10 protein-coding genes are annotated in these 12,220 nt (G+C 50.9%); 1 reads left to right on the top strand and 9 read right to left on the bottom strand.

Annotation, left to right across the window (positions count from 1 at the left end; translation table 11 throughout):
- Positions 1-794: YibE/F family protein (locus VLH40_10205; GenBank protein ID HSV32370.1), on the top strand; the 794-nt coding region annotated here is incomplete at its 5' end.
- A 116-nt stretch (positions 795-910) separates the two neighbouring features.
- Here VLH40_10205 and VLH40_10210 read toward each other — a convergent pair.
- From VLH40_10210 to glgB, 9 genes are all read right to left on the bottom strand, one after another.
- Positions 911-2,257, bottom strand: coding sequence for a GH1 family beta-glucosidase (locus tag VLH40_10210; protein HSV32371.1), 1,347 nt, complete (start codon positions 2,255-2,257; stop codon positions 911-913).
- A 24-nt stretch (positions 2,258-2,281) separates the two neighbouring features.
- Entirely contained in the window at positions 2,282-3,589 is a 1,308-nt protein-coding gene (locus VLH40_10215) for an alpha-glucosidase/alpha-galactosidase (GenBank protein ID HSV32372.1), read from the bottom strand.
- A 41-nt stretch (positions 3,590-3,630) separates the two neighbouring features.
- On the bottom strand, positions 3,631-4,677 hold the full coding sequence (locus VLH40_10220; protein HSV32373.1) for a uroporphyrinogen decarboxylase family protein: 1,047 nt from the start codon (positions 4,675-4,677) through the stop codon (positions 3,631-3,633).
- A 115-nt stretch (positions 4,678-4,792) separates the two neighbouring features.
- Positions 4,793-5,875 carry a uroporphyrinogen decarboxylase family protein gene (locus tag VLH40_10225; protein ID HSV32374.1) on the bottom strand — a complete coding sequence of 361 codons (1,083 nt, stop codon included), beginning with the start codon at positions 5,873-5,875 and terminating at the stop codon, positions 4,793-4,795.
- An 88-nt stretch (positions 5,876-5,963) separates the two neighbouring features.
- Positions 5,964-7,232: an extracellular solute-binding protein gene (locus VLH40_10230; GenBank protein ID HSV32375.1), complete on the bottom strand. Its 1,269-nt coding sequence runs from the start codon at positions 7,230-7,232 to the stop codon at positions 5,964-5,966.
- Positions 7,233-7,309: 77 nt separating this feature from the next.
- Entirely contained in the window at positions 7,310-8,149 is an 840-nt protein-coding gene (locus VLH40_10235) for a carbohydrate ABC transporter permease (protein HSV32376.1), read from the bottom strand.
- The gene (locus VLH40_10240) at positions 8,146-9,003 is read right to left on the bottom strand and encodes a sugar ABC transporter permease (protein HSV32377.1); all 858 of its coding nucleotides are present in this window, start codon (positions 9,001-9,003) and stop codon (positions 8,146-8,148) included. The genes VLH40_10235 and VLH40_10240 overlap by 4 nt, the downstream gene beginning before the upstream one ends.
- 10 nt (positions 9,004-9,013) lie before the next feature.
- Positions 9,014-10,051: a LacI family DNA-binding transcriptional regulator gene (locus tag VLH40_10245; GenBank protein ID HSV32378.1), complete on the bottom strand. Its 1,038-nt coding sequence runs from the start codon at positions 10,049-10,051 to the stop codon at positions 9,014-9,016.
- A gap of 668 nt (positions 10,052-10,719) precedes the next feature.
- The coding region (gene glgB / locus VLH40_10250) for a 1,4-alpha-glucan branching protein GlgB (GenBank protein ID HSV32379.1) at positions 10,720-12,220 on the bottom strand (1,501 nt) is incomplete at its 5' end.

A 12,220-nucleotide genomic window follows, 5' to 3' on the forward strand; every position in this document is an offset into this window, starting at 1 on the left:
CTATCCTGGTGGTCGGAAAATGGAAGGGAATCAAGACCATCATTACTCTTGGATTGACCGCCCTGGTTCTTTTCTGGGTTATCCTCCCACTACTTCTCAGGGGGTACGAACCGATTCCCGTTACCGTGTTCGGAGCGGTGGTGATTATCGTTTTTGATTTTCTTATCATCGGGGGCTTGAATACAAAATCTCTTGCCGCCATCGTCGGAACAACCAGTGGTATAGCGGTCGCCGGAACCCTGGCTCTATGGGCCGGAAATTCCGCCAACCTCACCGGATTCAGTTCTCAGGAAGCGCAAATGCTATTTTTTGCCGACCCCCCGATCAACATCCGCGGCCTCCTATTCGCAGGTATCATCATCGGTTCATTGGGGGCAATCACCGATGTCGGGATGTCAGTCGCCTCCGCCGCTTCGGAAGTCAAGAAAACCGACCCTTCGATCGATCCTTTGCGTCTGATCCGTTCGGCAATGAACGTAGGCCGTGACATCATGGGAACGATGGCTAATACCCTACTCCTCGCCTATGTCGGTGGCGCAACTCCACTCCTCCTCCTCCTGATGAGTCAGGGGGGAGGAACCACCTGGACCAAGATTTTAAACCTCGACTTGGTGGCCACCGAGTTCGTCCGGGGGTTGACCGGAAGTATCGGATTGGTGCTGTCCATACCGGTTACCGCAGTAGTAGCCGGTTTTTTGATGAGTCGCTCCCGCCATCCATCCCCAGGAACCCAAAGGGGCAGGAACCGTGCAAATAATTTTTTCCGGCATAAAAAAACCGGCTCTCCATTTTAACCCGACAATCTTATAGATCAACAGCCGTTTGGATGAAACCGTTTCGTTCAAGAGTTCGCCAGCGGAACTCGTTACCTTGTTCCCGGTTCTGTCATTGCGAAGTAGGGAAGTTAAAGCTATGACAACCAGCGGGAACCTATCAAGTCCCGGTATCCGAAAAAGCTCTTCTTGGGTATCCGCCTGAGTGAGCAATAATCGGTATATACCAGGCCGAAGCGCTTGGAAAGGCCATAGGCCCATTCGAAGTTGTCCATGAACGACCAATAAAAATAACCCTTGACCGGATATCCCTTTTCCCTTGCCGAAAGAAGGTGAGAAAGATGGCTTTCCAGGTATTCCGCCCTTTTACCGTCACCGATTTTCTCTTTCTCATCGACCCTGTCCGGCAGGGCGATTCCATTCTCGGTGATATATATTTCCGGCGGCCGGTATTCGTCCCCCACCTCCTTGATCACTTGGGCGATTCCAGACGGATAAATTTCCCAGTCCATATCCGTGTATTCACTGTCTTCCGGATGATGGAAGTCAACTTCCAATACCGGTTCTTCCCGGCCCTGACTTACGATATGGCGAAAGTAGTAATTAATCCCCAAAAAATCCATGGGTTGAGAAACCAGTTCCGCCTCCCGGTCATCGAATTGGGGGACCGAATACCCTTTTTTCTCGAACAAATCTCGGCTATCGTCAGGAAAGTAACCCTTATAAAGCGGATCCAGGAACCAACGATTTACATATCCGTCGATCCGCCGGCGGGCCGCCTCATCTTCTTCCCGGTCCGACCAGGCCGACACAGGATGAACGACCTGGGTGAGTCCGATCTTCCCTTTGAACGAGCCTTCCCGAAAAGCCCGGACGGCCCTTCCATGGGAAAGCAGCATGTTCCGGGAAACCCTTAAGGCAATTCCAAAGTCTCTGATCCCCGGTGCGTGAACACCCAGATAGTGACCCATAAAGGACGAGACCCAGGGTTCGTTGTGGGTGATCCACATCGCCACCCGATCGCTACAGGCCTTGAAAAGAACCCGGGCGTATTCCTCGAAAGCTTCGACGGTTTGCAGACTTTCCCACCCTCCCCTTTCCTGCAAGGCCTGGGGAAGGTCCCAGTGGTAGAGGGTGCCCACCGGGCGGATGTCATTTTCGAGAAGTCGGTCAATCAGTTTACTGTAGAAGTCAATTCCCTTTTGGTTAACCGACCCTTTCCCCTCCGGTAAAATACGGGACCAGGCAATCGAAAAACGGTAAGCATCAATCCCCAGTTCTTTCATCAACGCTACATCAGATTCCCACCGGTGGTAGTGATCACAGGCCACATCTCCCGTTGTTCCGTCGGCGATCCGGGTCGGGGTATGGGTAAACCGATCCCAGATACTCTCACCCTTGCCATCCTGATCCCAGGCTCCCTCGATCTGGTAGGCAGCAGTGGCCACTCCCAGAAGGAAGTCCCGGGGAATAGTCAATGTCATGCTCTTGCACCTCCCATAATGAAATTATCCATATATGCTCAGCCAATCCCGTTCCGCTTCAAACATCTCATCCACCATCTGCCGGATTTCCTCCAAAGAGAGTACGGCAGAGGTCAGCGGATCCAGAGCCACCGCATAGTAAGCCATATCCCGATCCCGGCGTAGCACGGCCTGAACGGCTAACTCTTCTACATTCACGTTGGTACGGTTGAGGGCGGCCAGCTGGGGAGGAAGATCTCCCACGTAACAAGGGTGGATTCCCTGCCGGTCGACCAGGCAAGGGACTTCCACACAGCATCCATAGGGCAGATTGGTGATCAAGTGCTGATTTTTCACGTTTCCATTGATCCGGGTAATTTCTTCTCCTTCCAGGGCATTGATGATATAAGAACCGTATTCATCGCTGCGCGTGAAGTCAAGCGGTTCCTGCCCGGAGGCGATTCGTTCCAGCTTCTGTTCGTAATCGGCCCGGTCGGCGCCATACAACTTGAGCACGAACCCGCTTTCTCCGTTCCAAGCTCCCCCTGGGGTGTATTTCGCGAGGAGGTCCTTTCTCTTGCGAAACCAGGGATTGTACTCGGAGTTGTGCCCGCTCGATTCAGTTACGAAATAACCCAGGTGTTTAAACATTTCAACCCGGGTAGTCTCTTTTCCATAAAACTCCGGATAGTTTATTCTTTCCCGCAACAGGGGATAAGCGTCATTACCCTGCCATTGAAACTCCAAAAACCAAGCCTGATGGTTGATGCCTGCCACCCAGTAGGAAACTTCCCTATAAGGAACCTCCAGGGCCTCGGCCAATTGCCGGGCGGTCCCCTGGACACTGTGGCACAATCCCACGTACTTTATAGCGGTGGCTTCCTCCAGGGCCCAACAGATCATAGGCATGGGATTAGTGTAATTGAGAATAGTAGCTTCTGGGCACAACTCTTCCATATCCCGGGCGATATCCAGAATCACGGGGATGGTCCTGAGCGCCCGGAATACCCCTCCCGGTCCCAATGTATCCCCGATACACTGATCAACCCCGTATTTCATAGGGATTTCGATATCTTGACGTATCACTTCGATCCCCCCACTGAGAATCATGATCAAGACATAATCCGCTCCCGCCAGAGCCTCTCGGCGATCCAGGGTGGCATGGACGGTAGCCGGCAGGTTTGCCTCCTGCACAATTCTTTCCGCTACCCTGCGGGCATAATCCAAACGCTTCGGATCGACGTCGACCAACTCGAACTGGGCATCACGCAAGGCCGGGAAAGAAAGGATATCCAGCATAAGCTTTCGGGAAAACTCCAAACTTCCAGCCCCAATGAACACAATTTTAGCCATTTTTTTCTTCCTTTCCTGATAGCGCCAAACTCCAATGGATTTTAACCTTGCTGTTTTAGGCTTTTCATGATAGCAGAAATGGCCTTCCTCCAAAAAGCTGGGGGGAGATCCTCGCTGATACAGAACATAAACCGCTGCCGGGGAATCATGGACACCAATTCCCGGATATAGCGGTCGATAAAGGCCGGGCTTTGAAAACACAAAAAAGCTGGAACATTGGCCATTATCGCCTTGTCTGGCCATATATCGCACAACTGATCAGGTGAAATGTTGCCCCCCACATCGGGTAAAGAAAGAGACTCGATAATATCGATTCCGGACTGGTCGATCAGCCTTTCCAGGTGGGCCAGTTTTCCATCCAAATGGACCATGAAGAGTTTTTTCTGTTGGTGGATGAGGGTGCTCAGGCGCTGGTACTGAGGTAGACAATATCGCTCAAACAAACGTGGCGAGGTTATCTCTTCGGTCACATTGTCCCAGGTATGGATGATTACGGCCGGAGACCCGATCGAAATCCGGTGCATCTCGTCTTGCTTGATCGCCAAAGCCTCCAACAAATCCTCAACGACTCCCGGATGGTCAACCAGATCCAGACAAAGCCGCTCAGGCCCTGCCAGTTCGATCAAAACCTTTTGAAAGGGCGTACGGTCCATGTTGGCGATCAATACCCCGTCTTCACCCAGATTGTCGCGGATTTCCTGGAAAACACCATAGTTTGGTTCATAATAGGTATGTTCTACCAGAAAACGGGCAACCTCGTAATCCTTTGCCTCTTTGATGAGGTGTTCCCGAATCCACTGACTATGATAACCAGGGTCGCTCCGGATGACTTCGCTTAGTTCCCCCACCGGGGTGATATAACGTCGGATAAGAGACACGCCTCCCGCTTCCTTTACTTCCCAGGTACACACCTTGATCCCCTCAAGGTACGTGGTATATGCTTTCTCAAAGTGAAATAGCCCACACCCCCGGTTTCTGAACCAGCGCTCTTCTCTCCCCCGGGGAAGCAAAAAGGAATAGGCCCCCAGCGGGACCATTTCGGCATTCTCTCGATCCAAGACGTTCATGATCCGTTCCTGAATGGTCAAAAAGATTCCTCCCCTGAAAATGCAGTGAACAGTGATGAGTAAAATCCTTTCCTCCTATCCTCGCTTACTTTTTCATCCCAACGGTGATCGGTGATCGGTGGAGGAGTTTAGGCCATTACAGAACTCCGTAATGGTGAACCGCCTGATAAAGGGCGACGATGTTCTCCATAGAAGTGATCGGTTGAATGTTGTGACAGGGGGCTACGATATAGCCAGTCCCATCCGGTGCCAGTGCTTCCAGGAGAAACCGGACCTCACGTTCCACATCATAGCGGCTCCCGAAGGAGAGGATTTGCTGGTTGTCTATCCCGCCGTGAAAAGTAAGTTGATCGCCAAAGCGCTTTTTGAGGGTGGCCGGATCCATCCCCGGCAGTCTCCATTGAACCGGGTTGAGAACATCGATACCTAAATCGACCAAGTCAGGAAGCAAAGGGGCCATCGCCCCATCATCGTGGTGAAAGACCAGGATATCGCAGTCTTTCAGGAGCTGGATAAATTTCTGGTAGTGAGGTCGGAAATACTCCCGAAACATGTCCGGACTGATCAGAAGTCCCGATTGCATACCAAAATCATCGGTCACCTGAGCAATGTCGATGTCCTTTCCAACCATTTCAAAAAGTCTCTCGTGAAAACGGTACAAAAAATCACATATCCGAGCGATGACAAAGTGGGCGTATTCCGGCTGGAAGGCCAAATCCATCAAGGACTGCTCCAGCCCCCGAATGTTGTTGTATATGTAAAATGGGGATATATATCCGCATTCGATGGCATATTCGGTATATTCCCGGCACTTTTCGCCAAGTCCGGAAAAGTCGAAATCTTCGACTCGCGGGAAACGGTAGTGCTTTTCGACCGCTTCAACCGTATCCAGAGTTGCCAGTGGATGGAAACTCATCTCCCAGTACACCCCCCGCCCCTCGGCATAGCTTTTGGCGAGGTATCGCACTCCCCAAATATCAGTATCGGGAGGAAGAGGCGGGCCGGCGTAACACCAGGTAACCGGTAACCCCAGGGGAGTGGGAGTGAGATTAACGATTTTATCGATACCCAGCTGCGACCAGATGGCTTGTTCGCTATCCGCCTTCAGGTATTTTTTGAGTTCCGCAAGGACTTCCGGGGTAGCCCAGATATCGCTGGGGATCCGGTCGGGTTTTTCCCGTTGAATTGTGCAGATGATTCTTTCTCTGGAGTTCATCATTCACCTCTATTGACGGTTTTGGCTTCCTTGCCGGGAGGCGCCTCCCGGCAAGGAAGCCAATCAGGAACAGATAGCGGAACTACTGAAGTTATTCGGCAATGAGGGGATCGATCCATTCCTGGAGATCGATCAAAGCCTCTTCGACACTCAACTCGCGAGTGATCGCCGCCTGGGTCACGATTCTTCCGATTCCCTCATGATAGGGAGTCGAATCTCCGGCCGGGAATTTACGAACCTTTCGGTACTCTATGAATTCTTCAAAGTAAGGGATCACAGCGTTGGCTTCGGCCAATTGAGCCATGAACGCCTCGTCTCCCAGCACCGAATAGAGAGCCGGCCCTTCCAGGGCTGCCGGGATCGCGTGGATCTCCGGCCGCATCATAAACCGGACAAAATTAATCACTGCCTCGGGGGTCCTCTGGAAGTTTTCCCCGTGTTTGTTCACAACCACACCCCAGCAATGAGCGATGGCATAGGGTCCCGCCGGTCCGGCCGGAAAATTCATGACTCCCACCAGATCTCTCAGTCCTTCCGCGGCGGTAATTCTTCCCATGTCCGCCCAATCGCGAAACATGGCCACTTTACCCTCGCTCACCATGACCCGACCCATATCATAATCAATGGTGACCAGACCGGGAGGCGTGGTGGTGGCGTAGAGCTCGGTCATAAAGGTCAAGGCTTCGACCGCCCGGGGATCGGGAACTCCGCCGGGAGCCAACACCCACTCATCTCCTCCGGCCTGATAGAGAAATTCGACAAAATTATTGTACATCTCTCCCGGGGTACCCTGGGTCAGGTAGCCCCACTGGTCGACCTCTCCATCGCCATCCGTATCTTTCGTAAGAGCCTGGGCGGTCGCCAGGAACTCATCCCAGGTGGTCGGCGGCTGGAGCCCGGCTTCCGCAAACAGATCTTTCCGGTAGTACATATAGCTCATCCCGTTCCACCAGGGAATCCGGAAAATCCCCCCGTGTAATTCCCTGTACTCCAACTGTAACCCGATTAGATCGTTGATTTCCTCTTCTGATAAATGTGGTGTGAGGTCTTCCCAGACACCGAAATAGGCCCCATCCAAAGTGAATACATCATCATTGTAGAGTACGTCCACTCCCGCATACTGGGTTCGAATCCATAGGGTCATTCGCCCGACGTGTCCGGCCCAATCCGATGGACCTCTGATGAGTTCTACCGTCACATCCGGGTATTCCTCTTCGAACAAAGCGATGATCCGTTCCGCTGCCTCAATACCCCAGGCCGGAGTATAAAAAACCACCCTTGATTCAGCCCCGGCTACCGCTACCACTCCAATTACGACAACCGCCGCCACGATGAACCCCACCATTAACTTTCTGAACATGATGAAAAACCTCCTTATGATCAGTCTCGTATTTTACTCTCCCAACAGCCCGTATAAGATTTTACACCACCCCCTCCCTATTTGAAGGTTCTCCCGGTCAACCCGCTGACCACGTAATTTTGAAAAAAGATGACAATCAACAAAATGGGCAGTACCGCGATAATTCCGCCGGCTGCCATTTTGGCAAAGGGCATGGCCGTAAATCCGGGGAACTCCAGCAAGGTGGGCATGATCATTTTCGCATGGTGATAGGCAAAGGACAGGGCATATAAAAGATCATTGTAGGCCCAGACGAACCGGAGGATAAAAAGAGCGAGTAAGGCGTTTTTCAGGGGGGGAATGACGATGCGCAGAAGCAACATCACTTCGCTGCAACCGTCCAAGCGTCCGGCGTCGATCATCTCGTTGGGAAAATCATATAAATAGGGAAGAGCGAACCAGGTAAACAGAGGAATACCGCTGAAGCCATAGAGCATGATCAAGAGGATATGAGTATCGAGCAAGCGTAAGCTGTTGGCGACCTGAAAAATCGGCAGAACATAGACAATCCAGGGGAGAGCCATAAGCCAGATAATTCCGTAAAGAAAAACTTTCTTCCATCGGAAGCTATACTTGGCCACCACATAGGCTATGGAAAAACTGAGCATCAGGGTAATGAGAGAGGCCGGAACAACGATAATGATGGAATTAGCCAGATTTCTCAGAACGTCATACTGGGTAAAGATATCAATGTACGAAGCGATTGTCGCCACAGCCGGAGGGGGAAAGTAGTGAGGCCTAGTTCTCATAATTTCTCCTTCCGGTAACAAGGAGACGTTCAAGGTCCAATAAATCGGAAAAATGGTTAAAATAGAGATGAATACCAAGCCTACCGCCTGGAGGACTATGTGGAGACGAATTTTTTTCTTTTTTTTCATTGTTCCAACATCCTCCTCTGTAACGGAGCGAAAATGGTAACCACAAAAAGGGAAATGAACAGACTCCAAACGGTGGAAATGGCAATCCCGTATTCAAAGTCTCCATAGAGGATGCCGTGACGGTAAATGTTCAAAGAGGCCACTTCGGTCGCCATGCCTGGACCACCGCCAGTGAGAGAAAAAATGAGGTCGAACTCCTGAAGAGAAAAAATGAAGAGTATGGTCCCCACAAAAATAATAGTCGTTCTAAGCGAGGGGAGGGTCACGTAAACAAAGTTCTGTAGTACTCCGGCTCCCGATACCCGGCTTTCCTCGTACAGTTCGACCGGAATCAGCTGGCAGGCGGCTAGAAATAACAGTCCGGCGAACCAGACGTCCCGGAAAATCCGGGCTATGAAGACCGACAGGCGGGCCATACTCGGATCGCCCAACCAGGCAATCCGGCTCTCGATAAACCCAAAACGCAGGAGAAGGTCGTTCACCACTCCAAACTGCTGGCTCAAGGCGATTTGGGACAGGAGGCCCCAGGCAGTCAAGGAAATGGCCCAGGGAAGCAGCAGTACTGATTTAGCGAACCCCTGACCGAAACCGAGTGAATTGATGAACACCCCGATGAACAATCCCACAACGGTCATACCCAAAGTCACGGTCCCGCTGTAAATAAAAGTAAAGCGAATAGAATCCCAAAACGCCCGGTCGTTGAAAACGGCCAGGTAATTTCTGAATCCCACGTAATTCCCTCGCCAATCGAAAAAAGAGAGATAGATCCCATAGAAAAACGGCAGCAGGTGGCTGATCACAAACAACGAGAAGGGTATGACCAGTAAGAGAATCAGTGCTTTTTTTCGGCCCATCTTTTCCTCCTTATTGAATTAAATCCAACGCGGCCTGGCCTGTGGAGGCTCGAATCCTCAGCAACTCATCCACGAACATATGGCGGGTCGGCTGGTCGTTTTTCTTTTTTTCAATCCGATTGAACAGGAGTGAAGCGGCCGTTTTCCCGGCCTCATAAGTGGGAATCGCCAGACTGGTCAAAGAGGGCTCCAGGAGTTCAGCCATGATGTCGTCAACTCCGATCAGGGACAATTCCCGGGGAATGGATATGCCCATTTCTTTCGCCGCCTTGAGGACCCCCATGGCCAGTCGTTCGTTGAAGGCAAAAAGAGCCGAAGGTCTTCTTGATTGAAGGAACATAATCTTTGAATTGAGATATCCACTTTGTTGAGTAAAGTCCTCCGCTTCTATAATCAGGTCGGGATTGAGCTCCAGTCTGAATTCTTCAAAAGCTTTCACGCATCCTTCCAGACGTCTGGCATTAATTCCGCTACCCCGTACCTTTAAAAAGGCGATGTTTCGATGTCCCAACTCCAGAAGATACTTGGTGGCCCGGTAACATCCTTCTGAAACATTGCCGGTCACCACATCTGAAGCGTTTGCTCGGGTCGACCCATAACAATTTACGATGGGTATCCCGTTGTTCCTGACGATTTCCACCATCTCCTGCAATGCTTCGTTAAATGGAACAGAATAGATAATCCCCTCCACCCGGTTGCGTATGAACATCTTGAATAACTGCTGGGTTTTTAAGATATCGTTATCATTATTACAGATGATGACGTTGTACCCCCGGGCAAAAGCAAAATCCTGAATACCTCGGGCAATCCCCGCATAAAATGGATTGGTGATATCCGGCAGGAAATATCCAATGGTCTGAGTCTTATTCGTCCGCAAACTTTTAGCGACCAAATTATATTGATAACCCAGAATTCTCGCCGTTTCCAGAACTTTTTTCCTGGTTTCTCTTTTAACGTATCCGTACTCGGCCAGCGCCCGGCTGGCTGTCGGAACTGAAACCCCTGCTTCTCTCGCTACATCTCTGATGGTGACGACTCTTTTCTCCATTTTTCCATTTCCGTTTTTAGATTATGATAACGTTATTATATTGGTTTGTCAACCCAGAAAATTTTACATTGTCAAGACTCTTTTAAAATGTCTCTTGAGGCTCAAAGCGCTTCGGCCGTCCTTTCTCGGGAGGCTTTATGCTCAATCCCGGACTATTTCTAATGATCAGGCAGGCAAATCACGCTTCTTCCTGTTGTCCACCAAGCATCGTCGTAGGAAACCCAAGAAGCCAACGGGAGGAACCCGTCAGACACGAGTACGATGATCTGTCAATCATCGGGGTTATCCTCCGGGAAAGACAGATAGATGATTGCGCTGGAAAATCCTACAACGAACGGAGTAGAAACGGGAAATCGTGGTCAGGAAAAACCTCTTTGCGGTCAATGTCCCTGTCCCGGATCTGCATAGATTTACCGGGAAAGATTTACTGGTGGAGGTCGCTTTCCTACCCATGCAACAATCCCGGGTTATTCGAGTGAGGTTGGAAGAAATGGCGAGAATCTCATAGGTAATCTGGCTGTTGCAAAAAACAGGGAAACACATCTGCAAACTACAAGGGTCCTGAACTGGTTTGCAATCAGTGGTTAATTCCAAAGAATACCTGAAATCCTCGACACCGGAGAGGAGAGTTGGATCTCTCTCCGGTGTCGGTTAGATCAGAGAAAAATTCATGGGATGACCATACTTATTTCCCACTGGAAAAACACGACTCCCAGCGGAGGCAGGGTGATGCTCAGTAAAGCTCCGCCTTTGCCGGTGGAGAGAGGTTTCGTTTCCACGCCACCGAAGTTGCCTTGGCCGCTTCCGCCATATTCCTGAGCATCACTGTTGAGAAGTTCCCGCCAGAATCCGGCCCGCGGAACGATCAACCGGTAATGATGCCGAGGAACCGGGGTAAAGTTACAAACCACCAGGACGAGGTCATGCTCTTCTTCCCCTTTGCGGAGAAAAGCGATGACACTCTGTTCCCAGTCATGAAAATCTACCCATTGAAATCCTTTGTGCTCGAAATCCCGCTCGCTGAGAGCGGGAACCTCCCGGTAGAGGCGGTTAAGATCCCTGACCCACCGGACGATGCCCTGGTGAAACGGATACTGCAACAGGTACCAGTCCAAACTATCGTCGTGGTTCCACTCCCGCCATTGACCTATTTCGCTACCCATAAACAGGAGTTTTTTTCCGGGATGTCCGTACATGTAACCGTATAAGAGCCTGAGGTTGGCGAATTTCTGCCAGTCGTCACCGGGCATTTTTCCCAGAAGCGACCCTTTTCCGTGAACCACTTCATCATGGGACAGAGGCAGTATAAAGTTTTCTGAAAAAGCGTACCAGATACTGAAGCTCAGTTGATTGTGATGGTATTTGCGATGAACCGGGTCTCGGCTGAAATAGTCAAGAGTATCGTGCATCCAGCCCATGTTCCATTTCATGCCGAACCCCAACCCTCCCTGGTAGGCCGGCCGGGATACCATGGGCCAGTCGGTCGATTCTTCGGCGATTGTCTGTGTGTCAGGAAATCTCTCATACACCATTTCATTGAATCGCCTGAGAAAAGTAATAGCCTTAATGTTTTCCCGGCCTCCGTATTCATTAGGGACCCACTCGCCGTCCTGCCGCGAGTAGTCGAGGTACAGCATTGAAGCCACTGCATCTACTCTCAGACCATCGGCATGGTAATGTTCGAGCCAGAACAGGGCACTCGAGATTAAGAAGGAGCGAACCTCGTTACGCCCATAGTTGAACACGGCGCTTTTCCAATCCGGGTGAAATCCCTGGCGGGGATCGGCATGCTCATAAAGACAGGTTCCATCAAAATATACCAACCCGAATTCATCAGTAGGAAAATGGGAGGGTACCCAATCGAAGATGACCCCGATTCCCTCCCGATGAAGAGCGTCAACCAGGCACATCAATCCCTGCGGTTCTCCAAAACGGCTGGTTGGAGCGAAATATCCGGTTGATTGATAACCCCACGACCCGTAAAATGGGTGTTCCATCACCGGGAGAAATTCCACATGGGTGAAACCCATATCCCGAATATAGAAGGGCAGCTGTTCAGCAAGCTCATAATAGGAAAGCGGGCGGTTACCTTCCTCCGTTTTCCTCTTCCAGGAACCGGCATGAAATTCATACACGGAACAGGGTGAACTCCGAGCATTACGTTGTTTT

This window comes from Atribacteraceae bacterium (assembly GCA_035477455.1).
Classification (GTDB): Bacteria; Atribacterota; Atribacteria; order Atribacterales; family Atribacteraceae; genus DATIKP01.

Coding starts and splice junctions, on each gene's coding strand:
- VLH40_10225 (HSV32374.1), bottom strand. CDS start 5,875: ATGATGAACTCCAGAGAAAGAATCATCTGCACAATTCAACGGGAAAAA.
- VLH40_10235 (HSV32376.1), bottom strand. CDS start 8,149: ATGAAAAAAAAGAAAAAAATTCGTCTCCACATAGTCCTCCAGGCGGTA.
- VLH40_10245 (HSV32378.1), bottom strand. CDS start 10,051: ATGGAGAAAAGAGTCGTCACCATCAGAGATGTAGCGAGAGAAGCAGGG.
- VLH40_10215 (HSV32372.1), bottom strand. CDS start 3,589: ATGGCTAAAATTGTGTTCATTGGGGCTGGAAGTTTGGAGTTTTCCCGA.
- VLH40_10230 (HSV32375.1), bottom strand. CDS start 7,232: ATGTTCAGAAAGTTAATGGTGGGGTTCATCGTGGCGGCGGTTGTCGTA.
- VLH40_10210 (HSV32371.1), bottom strand. CDS start 2,257: ATGACATTGACTATTCCCCGGGACTTCCTTCTGGGAGTGGCCACTGCT.
- VLH40_10240 (HSV32377.1), bottom strand. CDS start 9,003: ATGGGCCGAAAAAAAGCACTGATTCTCTTACTGGTCATACCCTTCTCG.